21 protein-coding genes are annotated in these 24,584 nt (G+C 51.0%); 15 read left to right on the top strand and 6 right to left on the bottom strand.

The genetic code is table 11. The features are described from left to right. Nucleotides 1-11 precede the first annotated feature (11 nt). Nucleotides 12-704 (bottom strand): alpha/beta hydrolase, encoded by a 693-nt coding sequence (locus NDA02_RS13590; protein WP_190794613.1) that lies wholly within the window; start codon nt 702-704, stop codon nt 12-14. A 310-nt stretch (nt 705-1,014) separates the two neighbouring features. On the opposite strand from NDA02_RS13590, the gene NDA02_RS13585 reads away from it, so the two are divergent. From NDA02_RS13585 to NDA02_RS13565, 5 genes are all read left to right on the top strand, one after another. Further along, nucleotides 1,015-2,835 (top strand): glycosyltransferase family 39 protein, encoded by a 1,821-nt coding sequence (locus tag NDA02_RS13585; protein WP_190794612.1) that lies wholly within the window; start codon nt 1,015-1,017, stop codon nt 2,833-2,835. Nucleotides 2,836-2,925: 90 nt separating this feature from the next. Next, complete coding sequence (nusB, locus tag NDA02_RS13580) at nt 2,926-3,567, top strand: transcription antitermination factor NusB (RefSeq protein ID WP_190794611.1); 642 nt, start codon at nt 2,926-2,928, stop codon at nt 3,565-3,567. Between the two features lie 664 nt (nt 3,568-4,231). Next, nucleotides 4,232-5,779 carry a gluconokinase gene (gene gntK / locus NDA02_RS13575; protein WP_190794610.1) on the top strand — a complete coding sequence of 516 codons (1,548 nt, stop codon included), beginning with the start codon at nt 4,232-4,234 and terminating at the stop codon, nt 5,777-5,779. Between the two features lie 206 nt (nt 5,780-5,985). Beyond that, nucleotides 5,986-6,423: a hypothetical protein gene (locus NDA02_RS13570; protein ID WP_190794609.1), complete on the top strand. Its 438-nt coding sequence runs from the start codon at nt 5,986-5,988 to the stop codon at nt 6,421-6,423. A 132-nt stretch (nt 6,424-6,555) separates the two neighbouring features. Continuing rightward, complete coding sequence (locus tag NDA02_RS13565; RefSeq protein WP_190794608.1) at nt 6,556-7,071, top strand: hypothetical protein; 516 nt, start codon at nt 6,556-6,558, stop codon at nt 7,069-7,071. Nucleotides 7,072-7,392: 321 nt separating this feature from the next. Here NDA02_RS13565 and typA read toward each other — a convergent pair whose 3' ends face one another. Both typA and NDA02_RS13555 read right to left on the bottom strand, forming a co-directional pair. Beyond that, on the bottom strand, nt 7,393-9,183 hold the full coding sequence (typA, locus tag NDA02_RS13560) for a translational GTPase TypA (RefSeq protein ID WP_190794607.1): 1,791 nt from the start codon (nt 9,181-9,183) through the stop codon (nt 7,393-7,395). Nucleotides 9,184-9,397: 214 nt separating this feature from the next. Further along, nucleotides 9,398-10,117, bottom strand: coding sequence for a DUF4079 domain-containing protein (locus tag NDA02_RS13555; RefSeq protein WP_348255114.1), 720 nt, complete (start codon nt 10,115-10,117; stop codon nt 9,398-9,400). Nucleotides 10,118-10,713: 596 nt separating this feature from the next. Between NDA02_RS13555 and NDA02_RS13550 the strand changes: the two genes are divergently transcribed. From NDA02_RS13550 to NDA02_RS13520, 7 genes are all read left to right on the top strand, one after another. Next, the gene (locus tag NDA02_RS13550; RefSeq protein ID WP_348255110.1) at nt 10,714-13,035 is read left to right on the top strand and encodes a glycosyltransferase; all 2,322 of its coding nucleotides are present in this window, start codon (nt 10,714-10,716) and stop codon (nt 13,033-13,035) included. Nucleotides 13,036-13,221: 186 nt separating this feature from the next. After that, nucleotides 13,222-13,701, top strand: coding sequence for a flavin reductase family protein (locus NDA02_RS13545; protein ID WP_190792623.1), 480 nt, complete (start codon nt 13,222-13,224; stop codon nt 13,699-13,701). A 24-nt stretch (nt 13,702-13,725) separates the two neighbouring features. After that, the gene (locus tag NDA02_RS13540) at nt 13,726-14,076 is read left to right on the top strand and encodes a phenylpyruvate tautomerase MIF-related protein (RefSeq protein WP_190792619.1); all 351 of its coding nucleotides are present in this window, start codon (nt 13,726-13,728) and stop codon (nt 14,074-14,076) included. 20 nt (nt 14,077-14,096) lie between these two features. After that, nucleotides 14,097-14,771 (top strand): HAD family phosphatase, encoded by a 675-nt coding sequence (locus NDA02_RS13535; RefSeq protein WP_190792618.1) that lies wholly within the window; start codon nt 14,097-14,099, stop codon nt 14,769-14,771. Between the two features lie 127 nt (nt 14,772-14,898). Further along, nucleotides 14,899-16,047 (top strand): glutamate--cysteine ligase, encoded by a 1,149-nt coding sequence (gshA, locus tag NDA02_RS13530; RefSeq protein ID WP_190792622.1) that lies wholly within the window; start codon nt 14,899-14,901, stop codon nt 16,045-16,047. Nucleotides 16,048-16,068: 21 nt separating this feature from the next. Next, nucleotides 16,069-16,494, top strand: a complete 426-nt coding sequence (locus tag NDA02_RS13525) for a hypothetical protein (protein WP_190792617.1) — start codon at nt 16,069-16,071, stop codon at nt 16,492-16,494. Between the two features lie 72 nt (nt 16,495-16,566). Beyond that, on the top strand, nt 16,567-19,257 hold the full coding sequence (locus tag NDA02_RS13520; protein WP_348247653.1) for a chloride channel protein: 2,691 nt from the start codon (nt 16,567-16,569) through the stop codon (nt 19,255-19,257). A gap of 109 nt (nt 19,258-19,366) precedes the next feature. Here the strand turns inward: NDA02_RS13520 and NDA02_RS13515 are convergent, their stop codons facing one another. After that, on the bottom strand, nt 19,367-20,035 hold the full coding sequence (locus NDA02_RS13515) for a GvpL/GvpF family gas vesicle protein (protein ID WP_348247652.1): 669 nt from the start codon (nt 20,033-20,035) through the stop codon (nt 19,367-19,369). 109 nt (nt 20,036-20,144) lie between these two features. Beyond that, complete coding sequence (gene raiA, locus NDA02_RS13510) at nt 20,145-20,831, bottom strand: ribosome-associated translation inhibitor RaiA (RefSeq protein WP_348247651.1); 687 nt, start codon at nt 20,829-20,831, stop codon at nt 20,145-20,147. 206 nt (nt 20,832-21,037) lie between these two features. On the opposite strand from raiA, the gene lipB reads away from it, so the two are divergent. After that, entirely contained in the window at nt 21,038-21,793 is a 756-nt protein-coding gene (gene lipB / locus NDA02_RS13505; RefSeq protein ID WP_348247650.1) for a lipoyl(octanoyl) transferase LipB, read from the top strand. A gap of 165 nt (nt 21,794-21,958) precedes the next feature. Next, nucleotides 21,959-22,324: a hypothetical protein gene (locus tag NDA02_RS13500; RefSeq protein ID WP_190792624.1), complete on the top strand. Its 366-nt coding sequence runs from the start codon at nt 21,959-21,961 to the stop codon at nt 22,322-22,324. A gap of 253 nt (nt 22,325-22,577) precedes the next feature. On the opposite strand, the gene NDA02_RS13495 is transcribed toward NDA02_RS13500, so the two are convergent. Further along, nucleotides 22,578-22,883, bottom strand: coding sequence for a DUF6679 family protein (locus NDA02_RS13495; RefSeq protein WP_348247649.1), 306 nt, complete (start codon nt 22,881-22,883; stop codon nt 22,578-22,580). A 933-nt stretch (nt 22,884-23,816) separates the two neighbouring features. Between NDA02_RS13495 and NDA02_RS13490 the strand changes: the two genes are divergently transcribed. Next, a complete protein-coding gene (locus NDA02_RS13490; RefSeq protein WP_190790346.1) occupies nt 23,817-24,563 on the top strand; it encodes a creatininase family protein in 747 nt (248 codons plus the stop codon). Nucleotides 24,564-24,584: the final 21 nt, after the last annotated feature.

Below are 24,584 nucleotides of genomic sequence, written 5' to 3'. Positions count from 1 at the left end.
AAGCAGTGGGTTTATAAGTGGCTCATCGCCGTCGCGTCTTTGATCACTGCTAAAACTTCTCCTGGCTGCGAAAGCATTGGAACGTGGCTGGATTCCAGCACGGTAGTGGTTGCTCCAATTCGTTTTGCGGCATCGTGCTGATAATGGGGCGAAACGGACTGGTCGGAGTTTGCAACAATATACCAACTTGGCTTATTTTTCCATGCAGGTTGTGAAGTTGCTTTTGTTTGCGACAGCGATGCAGGTGCCGCAGTTTGAGTCGCGTAAAGCAAGGCAGCTTCTTCAGCCGGAAGGTCGCCTGCAAAGGACTTTTGCATTCCTTCTTTGGACAGCCAAAGAAACCCATCTTGCTCCTCAACATATTGCAGCACGGGAGGGGCAGTGTATTGAGTCAGCAGATCAATCATCGATTCGTCGCGATCGGGAGCAACCGCCGCTATATACACCAAGCCAGCAACTTTCTCATCGTTACCAGCTTCGGTAATGACGAACCCTCCCCACGAATGCCCCACGAGAAGGCAATTTCCTTCGACGCGAGCCAAAGCACGTTTCGTTGCCGCAACGTCATCAGCCAAAGAGGTGAGTGGGTTTTGCACGGCAATCACTTCGTAGCCTTCCGCTAGTAGCGGTGGAGTAATTTTGCTGTAGCAAGAGCCATTAACCCAAAAACCGTGAACCAAAATAATATTCTTAATTCTGCTCATCAGCACCTTCCTACAGCGTTTTACTTTGTATTCGCTTTACTGAATTCGCTTTACTAAATTCACTCTACTGATAGACAAGAGGTATGCAGGCTTTGTAATGCAGGAGACTGTCTATTCGCAGCTTTTTTTTAGCAGGAATTCTGATAATTTGCTGGAGCCATTTACCGCAATTACAGCCAGGGAACTCCTGAAGTTCTTAATCCGACAGTACTCAGGAGAATCACTCCACCGTGCTACGGAAAATGACCAGACTTCGATAAAGTAAGGTCTGAACCCGATCGCGATCGACTCCATCTGTGCCAGTGAGACCATGAGAAAGGTAGATCTATCCAAAGCCACCTCGCAGTGGCAGTTTCAAACCAATCACGCCTGGATATTTGCCATTGTATGGATTGGTTTAGCAACTGGGATTGCATTTTGGCTGCATCTGGGCAGCATCGGCTTGGTGGATGAAACCGAACCGCTTTTTGCGGAGGCAGCACGGCAGATGAAGATTACGGGCGATTGGATTACGCCTTACTTCAATGGAACCACGCGATTTGACAAGCCGCCGCTCGTTTACTGGATCATGGCGGTTGCCTACCAGACGGTGGGCGTGAATGAATGGTCAGCCCGTTTTCCTTCTGCGCTGGCAGGCACTTTTTTGGCAGCGATCGGGTTTTATACGCTGCGTCGGTTTGGGTTTGCGCGTCCGGCAAGGGCGATCGAAGCCGGTGAAGCTCAAGCGGCAGAAAGGCCCATTCCTCCGCAAATTGACCGTCAGCTCTGGATTGCTGCCCTGGTCGGGTCTGCTGCAATGGTTTTGAATCCGCAGACGATCGTTTGGGGCAGGACGGGCGTATCCGATATGCTGCTCAACGGCTGTATTGGCGGTTCGCTGCTGGCGTTTTTTTGCGGCTATGCTCAGCCCGATCGGGCGAAGACGCAACATCGCTGGTACATTGCTGCCTATGTTTTGAGCGCGCTGGCAGTGCTCACAAAAGGACCAGTCGGCATCGTGCTTCCCGGCATGATTGTGCTGGCGTTTCTCCTCTATATGGGAAACCTGTGGACTGTGCTGCGAGAACTGAAGCTGATTCAGGGCGCGTTGATTTTTGCGGCGATTACTGTGCCCTGGTACATTTTGGTGACGCTGGCGAACGGCGATGCGTTTATTGAGTCTTTTTTCGGCTATCACAACATCGAGCGATTTACCCAGGTGGTGAACCGTCACTCGGCTCCCTGGTATTTTTACTTTCTGGTTGTGTCTGCTGCCTTTGCGCCCTGGTCGATTCATTTACCTGCCGCCTTTGCCCAACTGCGATTTTGGAAGCGGCATTCCTGGCAGCAGCAGCCCCGCTCTAGTCACCTCGGAGTCTTTGCGCTGATCTGGTTTGCGATCGTGTTTGTGTTTTTTACGATCGCCGTCACCAAACTCCCTAGCTATACGATTCCGCTATTGCCTGCAAGTGCGATTTTGGTTGCGCTGTTCTGGAGTGACCAGATGAGCCGCCCAAGCCTTAACCCAAGGAGCAATCGATTTGCCTGGGTCAGTCATGCCGTGAATGTGGCAGTGCTGTTTGGTTTGGCATGGGCAGTGTATTACAGCCCAAACTGGCTAGGAGACGACCCGGAACTGCCGAACTTGCCAAATGCGCTTCGTCAGGCAGGAATTGAAGTTTGGGGTGGCGTTGCGTGGGCGACTGTGGCGATCGTTGGATTGATTTTTCTGCTGCGTCGTCAGGGACGATGGCTCTGGGCGGTGAATCTGGTCGGTTTTGTTGCCTTTGTGCTGCTAACCCTGATGCCCGCTGCTGCTTTGATGGATGCAGAACGACAGCTTCCTTTACGACAGCTTTCCCAGAAGATTGTGCAGGTGCAGCAGCCGAATGAACCGATCGTGATGATTGGCTTTGGTAAACCATCGATTGTGTTTTATACCGATCGTCAAATTGAATTCATCCCTGACCCGGACGATGTGATTAAAGATCTGCGCGATCTCAGCACTGCGAATCCCATACCGCCCAGTATTTTGCTGCTGGGACGAGATGTGAAAATCCGCGAAGCAAAGCTGCGACCGAGACAGTATGAGGCGATCGCAGAGGCAGGGATTTATCGGCTCGTCAGGATTCGGATCCCGTTTCAAAGGTAGCCTCTCGTCTGACTCAAATCCCCCCGCACCTCCTCATCCCTTCACCTCTTGCTACAATGACAAAGCTCGATCAGAACCTTGTCAATCAATATGCAAGCTCGCAGAATTGCCCGTGAACTCGCCCTGCTCAGCGTTGGTCAGCTTCCCAGTAAGCCGCAGCAGCTTCAGACCCAGCAGCTTCAAGATATTGTTTTGGCGGCGATCCGAACTTTGACGACTGAGGTACAAGACACGCTGGAAACGGCTGCGGCAGAACTTAGTCGCGGGAGCGATCGACTGCTAACCAGTGAAACCAGAGCGATTGACCTCAACAGTGCAAAAGCAATGGTGACGGAAGCGATCGAGCTAACCCAAAAGGCGATCAATCGAATTGGAGCATCCCTGGAGCTGCCTGAATTTATTCAGCTTGTAAATCAGAAAGAAGTCCGTGCCTATGCGATGGAACTGCTGACTCAGGTGCAGACAAACCGCTCGAAGGTCGATCACCTGCTTGGTGAGTCAATGGTAGATTGGCAGCTTAATCGTTTAGCGCGAGTTGATCAAGATATTTTACGCATTGCGGTGACGGAAATGTGGGTGCTGGGACTGGCTCCACAGGTAGCAATCAATGAAGCGGTTGAGCTAGCGAAGCGATATAGCGGCGACGAGGGACATCGGTTTATTAACGGAGTGCTGCGGCGGGTGAGCGATCGTCTTAATAATGCCGCAAGGACTTCTGATGCTCAAGGCTGAGATAATACTCAAGGCTGAGAATTGTTCATCCTGCAAAGGGGCGATCGTTCTCATGCAGGCTAAGTGGCTCAACCGCAATCCGTAATATCCCTCTCTACCTAAAGGTAGAGGAAGTTGAAGAAGGTAAACCGGTACTATAAAACCACTGGAGAACAAAACCTGAAAGGCATTTGCGTACAGATAGGCAGTCCTCACGGGCTGCTTTTTATTTGGCTTTCAGTCCTGCTTGAGGATGAGTTGCGCGCTTCAAAAACCTCTCCTACTGCTGTGTTTCTCCTGTAACTATAGGCTGATTCACGTTTAAATCTTAGCCAGTTAATATAACTACAATAAAATTGCGCTTTTGGTAAACGATAAAGCCAATAGTGGCTGAAATTGCCTCAGGTTTTGAATTTTGTCGTTTCAGGTCGGTTGTCGAAAAAGCTGTTCTAGGTTTGCGCTCAATCTTGCAGGGCAACATTCAGAACAACATTTGAGCAGCTTTAATTATCTCCAACGTTTCCTGGACCTTGCCCTTGAGATTCTTTCAGTTCAGGGTCAACTTGTTGCGCTTCAAAACGGGCTTTTATTCAGTTGAGAGGGCATGAGTGAAAAAGAAACGTTGCGCTCCTGAAAAGCTTCTTCCTATAGATTTCGTTTGCTCAGTTCCGTTTGCAAAACAGTTATGACAACCGATCGCTACCTTATCGGCGTTGATATTGGAACCACTAGCACCAAGGCAGTCCTGTTTACGCTGGCGGGTGAGGCAGTGCAGCAGGCATTGATTGAGTATCCGCTTTATTCACCAACTCCGGCAACCGCAGAGCAAGACCCAAACGAGATTTTTCTGGCGGTGCTGAAAACGATTCAGCAAGTTGTTCAGGCGAGCGGGGCAAAGCCAGGCGAAATTGTTGGTTTATCGTTCAGTTCAGCGATGCACAGTCTGATTCTGATGGATAAGGACGATCGCCCTTTGACCCGCAGCATTACCTGGGCGGATAACCGCAGCGCAGCCTGGGCACAGTCTTTAAAGCAATCGGGTCAGGGACACGAAATCTATCTACGAACCGGGACGCCCATTCACCCCATGTCTCCCCTGGTGAAGCTGCTGTGGCTGCGGCAAGACCAGCTCGATTTGTTTCAGCAGGCAGCACGGTTTATTTCTATCAAGGAATACGTCTTTTTTCGGCTGACGCGCCGCTATGTCGTGGATTACTCGATCGCGTCTGCAACCGGACTGCTGAATCTAAATCGTCTGGAGTGGGATAGTGAAGCATTAGACATCGCTGGAGTTCGGCCTGCCCAGCTTTCCGAACTGGTTCCGACCACCTATTTGCTAAAGCCAATCCAAACTGACTTTGCGGCAATCATGGGCATTGCGCCAGAAACCCCGATCGTGATGGGAGCCAGTGATGGGGTGTTATCTAATCTGGGCGTGGGGGCGATCGAGCCGGGTGTATTTGCAACGACGATCGGGACGAGTGGGGCAATTCGGGCAGTGATCGATCGTCCGGTGACGGACCCGCAGGAGCGGCTATTTTGCTATCCACTGACCAAGCAGCACTGGGTTATTGGCGGCGCAGTCAATAATGGTGGAATTGCCCTGCGATGGGTGCGCGATCAGTTTGCCGATGCCGAGGTTGCGCTGGCAAAGCAAAGGGGACAAGACCCCTATGACCTGATAATGCAGCAGGCAGAAGCCGTTTCCCCGGGCGCGGATGGGCTGCTATTTCATCCCTATTTGCTGGGGGAACGATCGCCGCTATGGAATGCAAATGCACGCGGGTCTTTCTTTGGGCTAACCCTGAATCACACGCGGGCGCATATTACCCGTGCGGTACTAGAGGGGGTGCTGTTCAATTTGCTCATTGTGCTTCAGGCACTCGAAGATTTTGCAGGTACGGCGAAACGCATTCAGGCAACAGGTGGCTTTGCACGATCGGCTCTCTGGCGGCAAATGATGGCAGACATTTTCGATCGGGAAATTACCATTCCGGCACAGCACGAAAGTTCTTGTTTAGGAGCGGCAATTGTAGGGCTTTATGCGTTGGGTTTCATTGATTCGCTCACCCTTAGCACAGCCATGATCGGCGAAACATTGCGACACCAGCCGATTGCTGCCCACACTGCTCAATATCAGAAGCTCTTTCCGGTTTATCAGCGATTATTAGACTGCTTTCAGCGTGAATATGAAACGATTGCACAACTGCAATCTTATTTGAAGGCAAAGTAATTGATTGAATTGTTTGATTAAAAGAATATCTTTTAGTGGCTCTATCAGAAGGGCTAGATTAATCTTCTGCCTATCCCAAGGATGATGTGATTCGCAACAAAGCGAGCGTGAATAGAACATGAAACGGTAACGCAATAAAAACGAGCGCGCTCATTTTTTGAAACATTTTGATACATTGCAGAGGAATAAAAATTGAGGAACAAAAAATGAATCAATGGCATCAAATTCGCCGCATTCTTGTGGCATTCATGGCAATTTTTGTTTTAATGACATCCGTTGCTTGCAGTACGGCAACTCCAGAAGCTAGCACGGCACCCGATCACAGTCTCAACAGAGTTGGTCAGTTCGATAATCTGTCGCGGGGTGATACAACTCAGGGCGACCAGTATGCAGACTGGGTAATTCAAACTAGCCACGGCTTAATCAAAGATGCTTATGTGCGTGACAACGATAAGCTTGGCGTTGTGATTTCAAAGGAAGTTCGACCGGATGATGTGAAGCCGCTCGCTCGATCGCTGGCACAGGGATTTCGCCGCAGTGCGCCTAACCATGATCTAACCGTTCTGGTTTATGCACCCGATAAGCAGCTTATCTTGACTGCAAAATACGACAGCAAAACGCAGCAGGTGAACTATCAGGGTTAAAGCGGTTAATGCCATTCACGCGATACCAATTGGCATGATTGCGCACTCATTCGGTAAAAGCACTCGCACAAACCCATAGCCATGCTGGGGAGCTAATTCTCAGCAAGCAATTGATACTTTAGGAGACGACTCATGGCAAGTCATGATGAATATAAGCGTCAGATCATGCAAGATTTGGCGAAAGGCAACAGCGAAAAACTTGATGATGTCAGCAGCGGCAAGGAATACGAAAACTTCGACGATTTTGCCCGTCGCTCGACCCGTGAAGAAAGACGTGCCATCTTTGGACGATCGTTCCACCCCGACCGAATTCCTACTAACCAGATGGAGCCGGAATTGCAGAAAGCCGTGGCTCAAATTCATTCTCACGAGCGGGATGATGTCGCGCGGGAGTTTTTTCATCAGTTTAAGAAGCGCGGTTTGAGCGATCACGATCTAGAAAAGCAGCTCGGCTTATCAACCCACACCCCTGGACGCATGACGGCAGATGATGTGAGCAAACTGGCTTCCTTTGCCTATCACTATCACCCGGATATCTTCCAGGAAGTGTTGGCAGACCAGCCAGCAATCTTGAAATTTATCAGCAATCCGATGGTGGGTGCAGCCCTGGGCGCAGTTGCCGCTAAATGGCTTGGAAACCGCCACTAAAACGGACATTTCACCGTTTGCTGCATTAGTTTGCTGCGTTAATAGAATACTGTACTAAAGCGACTGCCAATTTCCTTACAAAGTTAGGGTTTATGGCAGTTGCTTTTGTTAATTCGATCGCCTTTTGTATTTCCTGACTGCGATGAGGAAACTTATTGAATTAGTCTTATCTGATTAGTCTTAGAGGATGTTTGAAAGGTCACCATTATGACCCGAACTGCTCCCCCTCGCCCCGCTTACGGATAAGAAACAGCACAAAAAAAGGCGGACAGACTGCCCACCTTAAGAATTTAATTCAATTAACTAACAATCGAAGTTAACTTATCGCTTCGCCAGCTTTTTGCTCATTTTCCGCAGACGAATCGAAGTCGGAGTGACTTCTAGCAGCTCATCGGGACCAATGTATTCCAGTGCCCGTTCCAGGCTCATGTCTACCGGAGCTTGCAGCTGGACGAGTTCATCGCCGCTGGCCGCCCGGTGGTTAGTGAGCTGCTTTGCCTTGCAGACGTTCAGTTCCAGGTCTTGCGGACGGTTGTGTTCGCCCACAATCATGCCTTTGTAGACCTTTGTGCCGGGCGTAATGAAAAAGACTCCCCGATCTTCAGCGTTTTTCATTGCGTAAAAAGTGGCTGTACCTTCCTCGAAGGAAATCAGGACACCGTTGCGGCGCATATCTAGTTCGCCAACAAGTGGGCGATAGTCGAGGAAGCTGTGGTTCATGATGCCGTCGCCACGGGTCAGGCGCATAAAATCGCCCCGGAAGCCAATCAGACCCCGTGCCGGAATCACAAACTCAAGCTGAGTTCGACCGTTGCCGCCGACCTGCATATCTTGCATTTCGCCCTTGCGCTGACCGAGCCGCTCCATACAGCCGCCAACCGCATCGTCGGGAACATCCAGCACCAGCAATTCATAAGGCTCACAGGGTTGACCGCTGACTTCGCGGTAGATGACCTGCGGCTGCGATACCTGAAACTCGTAGCCTTCCCGACGCATCGTTTCGATTAGAATGCCCAGGTGAAGTTCACCCCGTCCGGCTACCGCAAAGCGATCAGGCGAATCGGTTTCTTCGACGCGGAGTGCCACGTTAGTTTCCAGTTCGCGCATCAGACGATCGCGCACCTGACGTGAGGTGACAAACTTGCCTTCCTGTCCGGCAAAAGGCGAGTCGTTGACCGAGAAGGTCATTTGCAGCGTGGGTTCATCAACCTTGATCAGCGGAAGTGCTTGCGGTTCATTCGGGCAGGTAATCGTTTCGCCAATGTTGGCATCGGCAAAGCCAGATACAGCGACGATGTTTCCGGCGGAAGACGTTTCCATCTCGATCCGCTTCAGCCCTTCAAAGCCAAGCAGCTTTGTAATTTTGCCTTTGACGATCGACCCATCCTCTTTAATCAGCGCAGCAGGCTGACCCATTCTGATCGTGCCGTTATGAATACGCCCGATCACGATTCGTCCTAAGTAGTCGGAATAGTCGAGCGTTGTCACCTGAAGCTGAAGCGGCTTTTCCGGGTCGCCAACTGGCGGCGGAACGTGGCGCAGAATGGCTTCAAACAGCGGCTTCATGTCTACTGATTCATCTTCGATCTGGTCTTTGGCGAAGCCTGCCAGTCCTGACGCAAACAGATAAGGAAATTCGCACTGATCATCGTCTGCGCCTAATTCCAGGAACAGATCCAGCACTTTATCGATCGCTCCAAAAGGATTTGCCTGCGGACGATCGATTTTGTTGACGACGACGATCGGGCGCAGTCCTTTCTCCAGAGCCTTTTTTAGCACAAAGCGCGTCTGGGGCATCGGACCTTCATTGGCATCGACAATCAGAATACAGCCGTCTACCATGCCCAGCACTCGCTCAACCTCGCCGCCAAAGTCCGCGTGACCAGGAGTGTCTACGATGTTAATCAGGGTATCGCCGTAGTGAACTGCCGTATTTTTAGACAGAATGGTAATGCCACGCTCGCGCTCCAGGGTATTGGAGTCCATCACACAGTCTGGAACTTCTTCCCCTTCGCGGAATGTGCCGGACTGCTTCAGCAAAGCATCAACGAGCGTCGTTTTGCCATGGTCAACGTGGGCAATAATGGCAACATTACGAATGGGAAGCGTCATAAAAAGTCCAGTGTGAGAGATTAAGCGAGTCAAAAATAAATGTAACGGCTTCTCAGCGGGGTCAGAGATTCATCAACTTCTGTAAAGAAGCCGTCATAATTCTAGCCTAATCTTGCCCTGATCGACTGTATCGAGCGCCGAATCCAGGGGTCTGGTTTTCCGATGGATAAATTGGTGATAGCCGAAGGCGAAGCCGTTCCCCGATTGAGGATCGCTATTGCCTGGGCTGAACTGTACAAGGCTGGGTCTGGCAGTTGTTGATATAAAGCTGCTCGATGTAGGGTTGTTGCCAGCTTACAGGAATCTCTAGCAGGTCGCGGGTTCCCGTAAAACCTTGACCGATAAACAGCAGCACCGCGACGCAGTTTAGAACGACATGAACATTGCGCCAGCGATTCGATCGATCCTGATAAATCTCAGGAAAAATCGCCAGCGAGAAAATCATTAGCATTGCCGCCGCGATGCCGTAGTAGTAATGGGAAACGTACCACTCAAAGCCGCGCCGAAATACTTCTGGTTGACAGCCAAGCAGCACCAGACCGATTCCAGTCAGGGTGGCGAATCCGCCGCGTTGCAGTTTGCCGTTAGCGATGTTGAGCAGCACCAGAGAAGCGATCGTCAGGGCAAATAAAACCAGCAGCAGCACGATTCTAATGCCGTTTTGCTGTTCGGGAGGAGCCTTCAACACTTTAGAAAAAATGGCATAGCCTAACCCGATTAAAGCTACGCCAACGATTGAATTACTGAGCCAGCGTCCCATCCGCAAATGCTGAGTGCCAACGGTTCCAGAGATTGCGCTTTTTTGACCTTTTGCAATCTGGAGTCGGCGATTTCGAGTTTGAAGTGAGTATTGAACCACAATCCCGGTCAGCGGAAAGACAAAGACGATCGCTAAAGCTGGATGAATAAGACTGACAAAATCAATTGTGTCTATCATGTTTTAATTGTCCTACCTACGCTGATATACGATACTCACATTTCAGAAAACTGTGCTAACGAATACTTTTAAGTTCAGGCAATTGAATTCTGGGCAATATCATTCTAAGCGGCGTGAGAATTGCTGTCTTGCATCAGTACGCTGTTCTAGATTGTGCTGTCGAAACAGATTTCCTCTCTAAAATCATTCAAAAATCATATCGCCTCCTGGGAAGCGGGGTTGCTAAAAAACTTTTACAGTTCAATCTACATAAATTAGCAGAAACAGAAATCAACTTTTGTTTTTATTTCTTTAACAGCCTTTGCGCCTCGTATCTTGAATTCATACGGCAAATCTCTCGTTTTGGATTGGATTTGCTATCGCCCAAAACTTTTTCAAGCTGAGGAAAGTTGATAGATTGAGTAGATTTCAGAAATTGTTTGGGCAATCTGATTAGCACCGTCGATCGTAATCGTTAAGGTAAAGTTAGTGCGCTGGCAGAGTAAATAACTGCAAATAACTGCTTCAGAAACAGTTCACCTGAGATCGAGTTCTGCCCGAAATCCTAGTCTCTGACCGCCTTCCTCAGACCTACTTCCTTATAAGGAGTCTCGATGACCACTTCAGCAGACCAGACCCCACCCTCGACTCAAATTACCTCGTCTGTTGCCTCGCGGCGATCGTTTCGTCCCCAAACTACGACGCTGATTTTGCTGGGAACGGTGCTGTTTTCTGGGGCGATCGTGGCAGGCTGGTTTGCAGGACAGGGAACAGTCAGCAGGATTTTTACTCAGCTCAATACGCTGCAAGAACAGCCGCCCCTCTGGTTAGAAGTGCCGATGGTAGCAGGCGGCTATCTGCTGTTTCCGACGGTGGCGTTGTTTGCGATCGTCCTGCTAGTCACCAAAGTTTCGCCTCAGCCTCGCTACTGGTCGCGGGTTACGGTAGTGGGAATTTTGCTGGCGTTGACGCTGCGCTATCTGCTGTGGCGATCCCTTTCGACGCTCAATGTGGATACGCCGCTGAATGGTGTGTTTAGTCTGGGACTGTTTTTTCTGGAGCTATTGGTGCTGACAAGCAGCACGATTCAGCTTTTTTTGATGCTGCGGGTGCGCGATCGACGCCGAGAGGCAGACCGGCTGACATTGGATGTGATTGAGGGCAAATACACCCCAACCGTTGATATTTTCATCCCGACTTACAATGAGCCAGAATTCATTCTGCGGCGAACAGTAATTGGCTGTCAGGCGATCGACTATGGGAATAAGCAAGTCTATTTGCTGGACGATACGCGCCGCCCCGAAATCAGAAAGCTGGCAGAAGAGTTGGGCTGTGAGTACATGACGCGCCCGGACAATCGCTTTGCCAAAGCTGGAAACTTAAATCATGCGATCGGCAAAACGAGTGGCGATCTGCTGGTGGTGTTTGATGCTGACTTTGTGCCCACGCGAAATTTTCTGGTTCGCACCGTGGGATTTTTCCAGAATCCGAAGGTCGCGCTGGTGCAGACGCCGCAAAGCTTTTACAACTCAGACCCGATCGCCCGCAATCTGGGACTCGAAGATGTCTTAACTCCTGAAGAAGAAGTTTTTTACCGTCAAATCCAGCCAATTCGCGATGGGGCAGGCAGCGTAATCTGTTCAGGAACCTCGTTTGTGGTGCGGCGCAGTGCTCTGGAAAGTGCCGGAGGGTTTGTAACCGATTCACTGAGCGAAGATTACTTTACCGGGATTCGGCTCACAGCACAGGGCTATCGCCTGGTGTATCTCGACGAAAAGCTAAGTGCCGGACTTGCCGCCGAAAATATTGCCGCCCATGCAGTTCAGCGATTGCGCTGGGCAAGGGGAACGCTTCAGGCATTTTTCATCAAATCCAATCCGCTCACTATTCCCGGACTGAATCCGCTTCAGCGGCTTGCCCATCTTGAAGGTTTGCTGCACTGGTTTACCAGCATTTCGAGAGTTGGATTTCTGCTGATGCCGCTTGCCTATTCGTTTCTGGGGGTGATCCCGCTTCGGGCAACGGCGGCGGAACTGCTCTATTTCTTTTTGCCTTATTATCTGGTGCAGCTTTCAGTTTTTTCCTGGCTAAATTATCGATCGCGCTCTGCCCTGCTTTCGGATATCTATTCACTGGTGCTGTGTTTTCCGCTCGCCCTGACGGTGATTCAGGTCATGCTCAATCCGTTTTCAAAAGGGTTCAAAGTCACGCCTAAGGGCACATCGAGCGATCGATTTTCGTTTAACTGGAATCTGGCGTGGCCCCTGATTATTTTGTTTGTGGCAACAGCAGTCAGCCTCTGGGTCAACTTTGGTCTCTGTATGTTGAAGGGAGCCTGGATGAATACCGTGCCGCCCGAAGTGGCAATTCAGGCAAAAGGCATCGGCTTGGGCTGGATCTGGAGCAGCTATAACCTGATCATGCTGGGCATCGCGCTGCTGATTTTGCTCGATGTGCCGCGCCCCAGTTTGTATGAATGGTTTAACCTGCACCGCACCGCCCGGATCACTGTGACCGATACAAAGACTGTGACAGATACAAACATAGTGCAGGACTTTTGGGGAACTACAACGATGATTTCAGAAGTCGGAGCAGAAATTGCCCTGACACAGCTTGACTTTCCAATCCCCCATGAAGGCGAAGTTTTGCCTGTAACGATCGAGATTCTAGAACATCACTTAATCCTCAGCGGCCGCGTGGTGCAGGTAACGCAGCAGCCGGATTTTCTGGCAGTGCGGGTCATGTTTGAGCAGGTGACGCTGGCTCAGCAACGATTGCTGGTCGAAATGCTGTTTTGCCGTCCGGGACAATGGAAACGCCGCACCTCTCCGGGCGAATTTGAGTCGCTGGTGCTGCTGTTCCGAATTTTGCTGCGTCCGCGAGTGTTGTTCGATCGTCATGCGGATGTAAGTGCTGTTTCCGTTGCTCAAGTTTAAAGTTGCTTAAGTTTAAAGGGGGAAAAAACTCATGACTCCAACAACCCCTGTGAGAAGGCTTCTCACCTTCAAGGAATTAGAGCAGTAATGGGCGGTCGTTTCAATTAGCGGAACTAGACAGAACCCTGAGAACCCGATTTGGAATGCGATACACTATCCGATGTAGCGCGATCGGAGAACACCGCCTTGCTAGACGAACAGGCAAAAAAGACAATACTGCGGAAAATTCCTCACGGACTTTATATCTGTGGCGTGAAAGAGGGTGAAGAGGTCAATGGCTTTACTGCAAGCTGGGTGATGCAGGGTTCGTTTCAACCGCCGCTTGTGATCAACTGTGTCAAGCAAGACTCGCGATCGCACGCCATGATCAAGTCAAGCCAGGTTTTTGCGCTCAGTATTTTAGAAGCGGGGCAAAAGGAGCTGGCGCAGAAGTTTTTTAAGCCTCAGCGACGGATCGGCAATAAGTTTGAAGATGTCGAATTCTATCTGGGCGAAACGGGCTGTCCGATTATTTCCGACACCCTGGGCTATGTCGAATGCCGCGTCGTGGGGTCAGTCGAACAGGGCGATCACACCGTTTTTGTGGGTGAGGTGATTGCGGCTGGGGTGCATCGAGACGGTGATCCGCTGCTGCTGGAAAGCACAGGCTGGCAGTACGGCGGCTAGCAATCGCAAAGGAACTTGTGCAATATGCCCCTAATCAAAATTCAAACCTCGGTTGACTCGCCCGATCGCCTCCGGGTCGAAGCGTTGCTTAAGCAGTTGTCTGCCGCGCTCGCTAAGCATTTGGGCAAGCCAGAATCCTACGTGATGACGGCGTTTGAGTCGGGTGTGTCTATGACCTTTGCCGGAACGACTGACCCGACGTGCTACATCGAAATCAAGAGTGTAGGTTCGATGAGTCCGACGCAAACCAAAGCAATGAGCCAGGATTTTTGCACCCAAGTGCATCAGAGCCTCGGTGTTCCTGCAAACCGTACCTATATTGAGTTTGCGGATTCAAAAGGGGCAATGTGGGGCTGGAATAGCTCGACTTTTTAAGCGTTTCCTAGGAAAAATTCATGCTCAAGGCTTTGCTGTTTGACCTCGATGGAACGATGGCAGACACCGACCCAGTTCACTTTCAAAACTGGCAATCGATCCTGCTTTCCTATGGCATCACGATCGATCGCCCCACCTATCGCGCTAAATTTAGCGGCAGACGCAATCAGGAAATTGTGCCGGAAATTTTGCCGCAGTTGACGATCGCTGAAGGTGACGAACTCGGTGAACGCAAAGAAGCGATGTTTCGACAGCAGGCTGCCACGGTGCTTCAGCCCATGCCTGGACTGCTAGAAGTATTGAGATGGACGGAGCAGCATCAGCTCAAGCGGGCGATCGTGACCAACGCTCCACTCGAAAATGTGGAATTTATGCTGGGAGTTCTGCACCTGGACAGCGAATTTCCCTTGGTGGTGCTGGGAGATGAGCTGCCGCGTGGTAAACCCGATCCAATGCCTTATCTGGCTGCGCTCGATCAGCTTGGAGTGACAGCAAGCGAGACGATCGCCTTTGAAGATTCGCCCTCTGGAATTCGCTCTGCTGTTGCCGCAGGCATTCCAACCGTGGGGATTGCATCCACACACGAGCCACAAAAGCTGTACGACCTGGGCGCGTTTCTGGTGATTGATAACTTTACTGCGCCTGATCTGTTTCCTGTGCTTGAGCAGGCAATGCAAAGCAGTCTCCCAGCATAAATGGGACTTCCGCTTGGGCATGCTGCAAATTCGCCTGGTGACTTCCCCCTGTCGGAGTGCCCCGGTAGAACGATGCAGCCGACTCCTTTTCCGAGACAATAGAACTGTGACTAGAGGCAATTTCTCCATGCTCTCGAAAGGCTTTGAAGTGGAAATGTACACGGGCACACCAGATGGCGAAATCGTCGGGTTGTCTGACAAAATTGTGGCTAATTTGCATGGCTTTGTCCGCGAACCAGATAGCCGCAATGTGGAATACACGACGGCTCCGCTTTATCGTTATGAACGGCTACTGTGTGAGCTGGTGCGTCCTCGTCGTCAGCTGCGGGCTTATTTGCACCAGTTGGGCAACTACACGCTGATTCCCGGCAGTACATTGGCTTTGGCAGGGAGCGATCGGTTTTATCGCTCTGATCCGGGCAATCCCTACCACAGCTACATCGAGCAGACCTACGGCACAACGGTCGTGACTGCCAGCATTCACATCAACATTGGCATTAGTGACCCAGAAACGTTGATGAGAGCCTGTCGATTAGTGCGCGTCGAGGCTCCCTTGTATCTTGCCCTCAGTGCTGCCTCGCCTTTTCTGGATGGAAACGTCACGGGGTTTCATTCCACCCGATGGGGACTGTTTCCCAAAACACCTGCCCATGTGCCTTTATTTGAAAGCCATCGCCACTATATCGACTGGACTGAAGCACAGCTTGAAAAAGGCACGATGCAAAATGTCCGTCATCTCTGGTCTTCGGTGCGCCCGAATGGCGATCATCGTCCCTACAGCCTTAACCGTCTGGAGCTACGAATCTGCGATTTGATGACCGACCCGATCGCCCTGCTCGCGCTCACGGCACTGCTAGAGGCAAGGATACTCCAGATTGCTCAGCACCCCGAACTCGACCCGCTTCAATCCAGCCTTTTGCCTGCTAGCGATCGAGCCGAAGCCCTGGTCGCTCTTACCGATGCCAACGAAACCGCCGCTGCCAAACTCAGCCTCGATGCCGAACTGCGACACTGGCGCGATGGGCGGACAATTCTGGCACGAGACTGGATCGAGGAGCTGTATCAGGAAGTTTGGGGAACGGCAAAACAGGGGGGATTTAGCTGCTTCCTGCTGCCACTGAAGAAAATCCTGCGTGAAGGCAACGAGGCACAGCGATGGCTAAAGCAAATTGAACAGGGTCACGACCCAGAGACGGTTATGAAGCAAGCGATTCAGACGATCGCCGCCGAAGAGCTAGTCCTGGCAGATGAAATTTGTCAGCCGCTCGTTGCCTGATTCTTTTATTGGTTTTTAGCGATGGAACGGGGTTTATTGTGGTTGCCGCTGCTGGTGCTGTTTATCGGGCTAGCCTGGGCAGGATGGAACGAGTATCAAAAAGTAGAGGCGTATCGACTCTGGGCGGAGGGATTCGATCGCGCCAAGTATGATATCTACGCGGTTTTGGGACAAAAGGGCAGCGAAATCACCTGGGGCAAACCAACTCGCAAAGGCATGAAAGACCTGCAAACCTTTTCGCTCCAGCAAGTGCAGGCCATTTGGCTCAAGGCAAACGACCAGACGATCGACCCGGCGAATTTGCCTGAGAAAAGCAAACAGGTGGCGATCGAGTTTCAACTCTCGAATGAGTCTGTTCAGGTTCCCTTTACGGATCTAGAACTTGCTGCTCGATGGCAGCAGGCACTCGATCGCGAATGGGCAAGATACCGTCAGGTTAGCTCCTAGTCAATAGTTACAGTTCGTTATAAATCAGGCACTATGAGGATAGTTTAGGCTTTCCCTCTGCTGCGGTCTAACATGGGCTATCTCACCCTGCCAAATCGGTTTCGCTCCCTGATGTCTGGCTCGAAGCTGGCAATTTTTGAAGCCTGTGTTATCGGGGTGGTTTCCGGGCTGTCTGCTGTCGTGCTGAAGTGGGGTATTGGCTTCGTAGGCAGTTGGCGGGTGCAGTTGTCTTATCAGATGCCTGTCTGGTTTGTTTTGCCTGCGATCGGCTTGGTGGGCGGCGTGTTATCGGGCTGGCTGATCGAGCGGCTGGCTCCCGAAGCGGCAGGAAGTGGCATTCCTCAGGTGAAAGCGGCTTTGGCAAATGTGCCGATCGCTCTTAATCTACGTGTGGCGGCGATAAAGCTGGTCAGCGTAATTCTGGCAGTTGGCTCCGGGTTAAATCTGGGGCGGCAGGGTCCGACGGTGCAGGTCGGTGCGGCTCTGGCAGCCCAGTTGAGTCAGTGGATTCCCACGTCGCCCGAATATCGCAGACAGTTGATTGCGGCAGGGGCAGCAGCGGGGTTGGCGGCAGGGTTTAATGCGCCGATCGCCGGGGTGCTGTTTGTCGTGGAGGAGTTTTTGCAGGATTTTTCCGGGCTGACGCTGGGGACGGCGATTCTGGCTTCGTTTATTGGAGCGGTCGTGTCGCGGCTAATTGGTGGGCAGGGGTTGAATCTGAATTCGATCGTCACCGAGTCGCAGGTCAGCTTTTCGCTTCAGGATGTGCCGTTTTTTCTGATTTTGGGATTGCTGGCGGGGCTGCTGGGCGGACTGTTTAGCCAGGGGATTTTTGCCAGCCTGGCACTATTTCGGCGGGAGCTTCCCTGGGGAACTCGGTTGAGCCTGCCAATGAAGATTGGCTTAGCAGGGCTGATTTCAGGGGCAGTCGTGGTGATTTTGCCGCCGGAGTTTCGCGATAATTCGGGGCTGCAAGAGTTTTTGAGTACGGGCGATGCGCCCTGGCATCTGACCCTGCTAGCGTTTGTGATTAAGTTCTGCTTGACTTTGCTGGCCTATGGAGCCGGGACACCGGGTGGGCTATTTGCTCCGGCTCTGCTGCTGGGTGCGGCATTAGGGCATCTGGTGGGCTATGGGGCACAAACGCTCGAAACAATGGTGGGCATTCCGCTTGGCTTTCCCGCTGGCATTAGCGATCCATCAACCTATGCGCTGGCAGGAATGGGCGCATTTTTTAGTGCCGTCACCCGTGGACCCATTACAGCGATCGTCATCGTTTTTGAAATCACCACGGACTTTAATCTAGTGCTGCCGCTGATGATCGGTTCGGTGATCGCCTACCTGATTACCGATCGCATTGCCAGTGGTTCGATTTACACGCGCCTACTCGCCTGGAACGGCATTCACCTCGACAAATACGTTACCAAGGGCGGAGCCTGGACAGAGCTAAAAGCAGCCGACCTGATGCAGCGACGAGTCGAAACGCTAGACAGCAGCCTCAGCTTGCCCGACGTCGTGCAGGCATTTTCTCGATCGCACCATCGCGGCTTTCCGGTTATGACGAACGGCAAACTCATTGGCATTGTTACCCAGAGCGACCTGGCAGACCGACTACCCCATGCGGGGAACAGCTTTGCTTCGCGCCATGCTCCCACGGGGCAGCCTGCAATACTCGCCGATATCATGACCCCGCAGCCCGTCACTGTTTCCCCCACCGATCGCCTCACCCACGTTTTGTTTTTGCTCAATCGCTTTAAGCTGAGCCGTCTGCCCGTTACCGAAGGACAAAAGCTCGTCGGCATTATCACCCGCGCCGATATTATTCGTGCCGAAGCAGACCAGATTAGCGGTGAGAATAAATCCTTCGGTCCCCAGCCTGAACCCTCCTACGTGGTTTACCAAACCCGATCGCCCGCTACCGGAAAAGGACGGCTCCTCGTACCGCTTAGCAATCCCCATACCGCTCCCCTGCTCCTGCGCCTAGCAGCAACGATCGCCCGTGAACGAGACTACGAGCTGGAATGTCTTCAGGTGGTGTGTGTGCCGCGTGGAACTTCGCCTTCAGAAGCCAGCATTCGCACGACCAATAGCCGCAAACTGCTGAAACGAGCAGAGCAAATCGGACGCGCCTCAGAAGTCCCCATTCATACGCAGGTACGGCTGGCACACGATTCAGCTCAGGCAATTTTAGAAGCGATCGAGGAACGCCATATCGATCTGCTCCTGATGGGCTGGAAAGGCAGCACGACTTCGCCAGGGCGCGTGTTTGGCAACATTGTAGACACCGTGATTCGGCAGGCAGACTGCGAAGTGATGATGGTGAAGCTCGGCGATATCGTCAAATTCGATCGCTGGCTAATTCCTGTCGCAGGCGGACCTAATGCCCAGCAAGCTGTGCGGTTACTTCCTACCCTCACCATGCTTTCAACCAAGCCCGATGTTCATCTCTGTCAAGTGTTTGACGACACGCCCTCCAGCCACGACACTGCCTACCTGAAGCAGCTTTTTGCCGAAGTCACGCTCAAACTCCCCTGCCCGGTCACAGCCCGATCGCTCTGTGGACGATCGATTTCTGACACCATTCTTGACCTTGCGCGCTCCGAACGCTGCGATGTCATTATGCTGGGAGCCAGCCGCGAGGGACTGCTTCAGCAGGTGATCAAAGGCAATATTCCAGAGTCGATCGCTCGCAATACAAACCGTACAGTGATTATTGTTAGAGGGGAAATTACGCCTCAGGAAGAAGGATTATTTAAGCTGTAGAACATTCAGAGTCCCCAGAATGGGAATTTAGGGGCTGAAAAGCCGAAAACGAAGCTCATTGTTCTAGACAAAGTGTTCTGGAAAAAATGATAGAGCTAAACAAATAGAGTTAAACAAAATGATAAAGCGGCAAAGCTCCGCTCAAATCTAACTCCCAGCGTAAACACTGCGCCTGCCAGCCTGCCAGCACCCCCCGCAGCTTTTCCTCGCCCGATCGATCTCCCAACAAATAAAGCCGCTCAATCCCCTCCCGACTCTCAACCGCCTGATGCAAAATTCCGGCTTCGGTGAAATGCTGCATCAGATTCGATCGCTCGATTTGCTGCTGCTGCTGCCAGTCTGCCTGCTCCTGAATGCGCTGCTTCTTTGCCAGAAAATAGTCTTTGCCCTTTAGATTCGGGGCGATCACCGTTTCTGGCTCCTGTTTTGGAATTAGCTTCAGCAAATACTCGGCTTTGCCATCCAGTCGAGCAAGCTGATCGAGATACTGAGTCTGACGATCGGTGAGATGTGCCAGCAGTGCTTCTTTCGAGACAAAATACGTGCCAAACCGCAGCGGCAGCACCGTTGTCTGAGCAAACAAATCGCAAATAATCCGATCGTGCTTCAGGACTGCCTGCATAAGCTGCTCATCGCTGGTTTGCAGAGAGTCTACTGTGAGCTCAGGCTCAACCACTGCTAAGAGGCGATCGGCTTTCACGGTTTCTAAAGTTCCGCTAATGCCCTTAATGAGCACCAAAGGAGCCTTAGGCGTATGCAGAAAAGCGTAGGTATACATAAAAAATTGGAGGAGGAATAGGTAGACCTAGGACTGCACAATTTCTTTCCAGTCTAGTGTCCTCTGGTTTCGATCAAAGTCAATCCCTCCTCGACTGAAGTGAAGTCCCTTAAGGTTGGGTTACTTTTCCGTTCGTGTGTCCGTTTGCGTATCCGTTGCTATTTACGTTTTCGGGGTGGTGAGCATGAGCAATTTCGGCAAATTTGCCGTTGGTGTGACCGTTGCCGTTGCGAGGCTGAATCACGCCATAGCCGCCATGATTGCGCTCGTAGATCACGTTGATTTCGCCTGTTTCAATGTTGCGGAACATAAAGAAATCGTGGTCAACCAGATCAAGCTGCTCTAGTGCCTGCTGAATGGTCATCGGCGGCATTGCGAAGTATTTCATTCGCACCACTTCTGCAGGTAGTTCTGGGGTGCGATCGGTGTCAATCAAAGTCGCAGCGACGGGTTTCTCTTCAATCACCGCAGTGGCTTTCACGGGTGCACGATCCTGTTCGTAGCGTTTTTCCTTAAATTTGCGAAGCTGACGGGCAATTTTATTGGCGACAAGATCTAGGCTGGCATAGAGGTTTTCACTGCTTTCTTCAGCACGCACAACTGTGCCATTGGCGTAAATCGTAACTTCTGCGGTCTGATTTGGGTTTATCCGGGGGTTGCGGGCAACTGACAGGTGAACGTCCACTTCCATTGTGAGATGCTGATAATGGCTGACGGCTTTCTCAATTTTCTGATGGACGTATTCACGAATCGAGTCAGTAATTTCGATGTTTTTGCCCTGGATAACAAGCTTCATATAAGAGCTTCCTCCCCTGAGAACTGGGTTCACACTTTCACCCTAGCACCTTGTATCGGGGACAACAGTCTCGTTTAAAATCATTTGCATCCGTTGATAATTCTTGACCAGAGCGGACAAATTCTCAGTTTAATTTCTGTTTAATTAATGTTGATCTATTTTGCGTTCACCCAGTAGATTAGTAGATCGGGAATTTGAAAAATTCTGTGTTGCTCAGACCGTGCTTATTCTACAATCAGGGACTGGTTCCCTATGAAACTGCCTGGGATTGGCAGCGCAAATGGGTTGCTGAAAGACGCACACACGGATTGATCAAAGAACGGTTGCAGCCCGATCGCTTAGTCAGCGGCTCTGATAAAAGCGAATTCGCGAACTCCGAGCACAGTGACCCTGCCGAGAATGATATTTTTCTTCTGCTCGAACACCCATCTGTTTACACCCTGGGGCAGGGTTCCAGCCTTGAATTTCTGAAGTTTGATGTCTCAAATTCGCCCTACCCGGTGATTCGGATTGAGCGCGGCGGCGAAGTAACTCACCACTGTCCGGGTCAGCTTGTGGGCTATCCGATTTTGAATCTTCGCTTTTATCAGCAGGATTTGCACTGGTACTTACGCCAGCTCGAAGAAGTGTTAATTCGGGTGCTAGCAGCTTATCAGCTTCAGGGCGATCGAATTCCAGGTCTAACGGGGGTATGGGTCGAGGGGCGCAAGGTGGCTGCGATCGGTATTAAGGTAAGCCGTTGGATTACGATGCACGGCTTCGCACTCAACGTCTGTCCCGACTTGTCAGGATTTCAGCACATCATTCCCTGCGGCATTGGCGATCGACCGGTGGGAAGTCTGGCAGAGTTTATTCCCGATATCCAGATCGATCGGGTTCGACAACAGGTTGCCCGTGCCTTTGCTGAAGTGTTTCAAGTTCGCCTAATTCCCGTGGATTTACCCTTGTCCTGCTGCGGCTGATCGTTCTGTAGCGCAGTGCTGATACGATCGCAACCCCAGCCCTTCCGTAAAAACACAGGCAAGAGCAGTCTTTTTTGAGTACTAGCCCTCACATTTCTTTGCAAAAACAGTTTAAGATGCTTGCAAGCCATGTTCTCGGTTTTGCTCAGCCCCCTAAACTCAATCATGATGCCATCTGCCCCTCGCGCTTGTCCCCCAACTCTGCCTGTTTCTTTTGAAGATGGAGAGCCATTAGCTACCCGTTCGGCGAACGCTTCTACTGCGATCAATCCCTTCAAACCAGAACCGCTTCCTTCGCTGCTTGATGCCAGCAGTCCCTTACTCTTTCATGAGAATACTTCTTCGTCGGAACAGTTCATTTCAGCCCAGTCAATTCCGCTTCGGGGACGTGATCTGCATGTGCTGACTGAGCTTTTTAACCAGAACGAAATTGAAGCGATCGAGTCTGATATTTTGCAAAATCTAGACTGGCGATGCCCCGAACCTTGCTGGGAAGATGACCCGTTTGAGTTTCTGCGCGAATACTTATAGAACAAAAAAATAGAAGAAAGAATTAGATAAAACAGAGAATTAGATGAGATAAAGATTTAGGCATGGCTGAATGGAAACAGGATTCTCGGATAGGGAGTTTTGCGCTAGGGGTGGTTTGTAAACCATCCTTACAGAATTCATCCGCCGGATTAGCACTGCCAGGTCAGCAACGCGAAGATTTAAAACAAAAAATAACCCCTGATGGACAGGGGCATTATTGAACAATCCTGAATTATTTGAGGGTTGGTTTGCGCTATTCGTTGTCAGGCTGATGGTTGCGAATGCGCTCTGCTTCAGGGCAGTCTTCTGAGACGAGCGGCTCGACATCGCCACGCGGCACAGTCGCCAATTTTTGCATTACAGAACCAATACTCTCTAAGCGAAGCATCTCCTCCCAGGAGCAAACTTCGTCATCTTCTTCGGTTTCATACCGGACTGTCACCAGGTCACCCTCGATATCGAGAATGCGTGCACGCTCAATCCAGCGTTGTTGATCCCGCAAAAAGATCCAAACTTCTCGTCCATCACAACAGATCTGATAGATCTTGCGGTGTAGCATTTATCGCTTCTCCTGAGCAATCAAAGTCTGCAAATTCCAAGTCCGAATCACTGCAACAGCCAAAGGATGGCAATGAACAGGCAGCCCTAAAACAAGCTGCACGATCGGGTCAACGGTTCATCGCGTAGGCAGAGAGGCTGATGCAAAAAAGACCCGGAACGGTTGACATTGCAGAGAGCCTTAGGATTCATCATGAGGGGGAACGGTTGAATAAAAATCGCACTCTGGGAAAGGTGAGCTTATGCAAATTAAAGCCTGAGCATACCGGATTGTGAAGGGGGGTGTGGAGGGTCAAGTCGAATCTTTAATAAAGGACTGGTCACAATCTGAGCTACGGGCTGGAATCTAAACCTGAATTCAGCGGGGCTGATCGTTTGGCATCGGATCATTTGACATCGACAGATTCGCGATGGATGAGTTTGACGTTGACAGGTCTGAGGCCGACAGGTTTAGCGTTGTCTGAGCTTGACAGGTCTGAGGCTGACAGTTTGAGTTTGGCAAGTTTGACAATTTATTAGAATTTACAGTTCGCTGCCACCCACAGGGTGTAGTTCGTAAATTTTATCTATTATTTTAACGAGGTTACAGAAAGTTTGGGTATCAGTCTGGGGATCAGTTTGGGGATCAATACCAAGAGGGTGGGTAAGGAGTCGCAGAGGCCTTGCATTGTCCCCCTAAATCGGTCAACTTCAATAAGTCAACTTCAAGGGACTTTAAGAATTTTAAAGCAAATAAGGTTTCCTTGGAAGGGAAGAGTTAGGGAAGCGGTTTGGGTCACAGGTATCACGTTTCAAACATTCTCTAACCCCTATCGCTACGCTCATTCTTCTCAATATTCAGCTTAATATCCAGAGGGATAATCGCTTTACAGGTGCTTCTGGGGCGATTGTCCGTTGGCTAAAGTACAGTAGAAGCTTAGCTTTCGGAGACGTTATGTTACTCCATCTCACAACCTGGCAAGAAGTAGAAGCCTACCTTCAGCAGTCGCAAGGGCTAATTATTCCGATCGGTTCTACTGAGCAGCATGGTCCCACTGGATTAATTGGCACAGACGCAATTTGTGCTGAGGCAGTTTCGCGAGGCGTTGGCGAAGCGACACAAGCCCTGGTTGCCCCAACTATCAACGTGGGTATGGCACTTCACCACACTGCCTTTCCTGGAACAGTGAGCCTGCGTCCAAGTACGCTGATGCTGGTGATTCGAGACTACGTGACTTCGCTGGTGCGCACAGGATTCACCAAATTCTTTTTCATCAACGGGCATGGCGGCAATGTGGCAACGCTCAAGGCAGCCTTTTCGGAGTGCTATCAGGTATTAGCGGATTTAAATCTTCCGAACGCCGATCGCGTTCAGTGTCACGTTGCGAACTGGTATATGTGCGGCTCGGTCTATAAGCTGGCTCAGGAGCTATACGGCAACCAGGAAGGCTCACACGCGACTCCCAGCGAGGTTGCCCTGACGCAGTATGTGTATCCTAATGCGATTAAACAAGCGACCCTCAGCTCGGAAGTCACTTCTGGTGAGCCAATTTATGGGGCGATCGATTTTCGTCGTCGCTATCCAGACGGCAGAATGGGGTCAAATCCGGCACTGGCAACGCCCGAACACGGTAAGCAGTTTTATGAGCTTGCAGTAAAGGAACTGAGCAGCCGTTATCTGGAATTTGTGAATCGAGAATAATTCCGAGAATCACCTTGGAGG

Origin of the sequence: Leptolyngbya sp. ST-U4 (genome assembly GCF_039962215.1) — a bacterium.
Classification (GTDB): Bacteria; Cyanobacteriota; Cyanobacteriia; order Elainellales; family Elainellaceae; genus Leptolyngbya_A.
The sequence above is the reverse complement of the archived record's forward strand: the minus strand, read 5'-3'. Positions and strand labels throughout refer to the sequence as shown.

Excerpts from the sequence above, each read along its gene's own strand:
- NDA02_RS13565 (WP_190794608.1), top strand. The coding sequence starts at position 6,556 with ATGGCAAGTCATGATGAATATAAGCGTCAGATCATGCAAGATTTGGCG.
- gntK (WP_190794610.1), top strand. The coding sequence starts at position 4,232 with ATGACAACCGATCGCTACCTTATCGGCGTTGATATTGGAACCACTAGC.
- typA (WP_190794607.1), bottom strand. The coding sequence starts at position 9,183 with ATGACGCTTCCCATTCGTAATGTTGCCATTATTGCCCACGTTGACCAT.
- raiA (WP_348247651.1), bottom strand. The coding sequence starts at position 20,831 with ATGAAGCTTGTTATCCAGGGCAAAAACATCGAAATTACTGACTCGATT.
- NDA02_RS13500 (WP_190792624.1), top strand. The coding sequence starts at position 21,959 with ATGATGCCATCTGCCCCTCGCGCTTGTCCCCCAACTCTGCCTGTTTCT.
- NDA02_RS13520 (WP_348247653.1), top strand. The coding sequence starts at position 16,567 with ATGGGCTATCTCACCCTGCCAAATCGGTTTCGCTCCCTGATGTCTGGC.
- gshA (WP_190792622.1), top strand. The coding sequence starts at position 14,899 with ATGCTCTCGAAAGGCTTTGAAGTGGAAATGTACACGGGCACACCAGAT.
- NDA02_RS13550 (WP_348255110.1), top strand. The coding sequence starts at position 10,714 with ATGACCACTTCAGCAGACCAGACCCCACCCTCGACTCAAATTACCTCG.
- NDA02_RS13490 (WP_190790346.1), top strand. The coding sequence starts at position 23,817 with ATGTTACTCCATCTCACAACCTGGCAAGAAGTAGAAGCCTACCTTCAG.
- NDA02_RS13570 (WP_190794609.1), top strand. The coding sequence starts at position 5,986 with ATGAATCAATGGCATCAAATTCGCCGCATTCTTGTGGCATTCATGGCA.
- NDA02_RS13590 (WP_190794613.1), bottom strand. The coding sequence starts at position 704 with ATGAGCAGAATTAAGAATATTATTTTGGTTCACGGTTTTTGGGTTAAT.
- NDA02_RS13535 (WP_190792618.1), top strand. The coding sequence starts at position 14,097 with ATGCTCAAGGCTTTGCTGTTTGACCTCGATGGAACGATGGCAGACACC.
- NDA02_RS13495 (WP_348247649.1), bottom strand. The coding sequence starts at position 22,883 with ATGCTACACCGCAAGATCTATCAGATCTGTTGTGATGGACGAGAAGTT.
- NDA02_RS13525 (WP_190792617.1), top strand. The coding sequence starts at position 16,069 with ATGGAACGGGGTTTATTGTGGTTGCCGCTGCTGGTGCTGTTTATCGGG.
- NDA02_RS13540 (WP_190792619.1), top strand. The coding sequence starts at position 13,726 with ATGCCCCTAATCAAAATTCAAACCTCGGTTGACTCGCCCGATCGCCTC.
- nusB (WP_190794611.1), top strand. The coding sequence starts at position 2,926 with ATGCAAGCTCGCAGAATTGCCCGTGAACTCGCCCTGCTCAGCGTTGGT.
- NDA02_RS13585 (WP_190794612.1), top strand. The coding sequence starts at position 1,015 with ATGAGAAAGGTAGATCTATCCAAAGCCACCTCGCAGTGGCAGTTTCAA.
- NDA02_RS13515 (WP_348247652.1), bottom strand. The coding sequence starts at position 20,035 with ATGTATACCTACGCTTTTCTGCATACGCCTAAGGCTCCTTTGGTGCTC.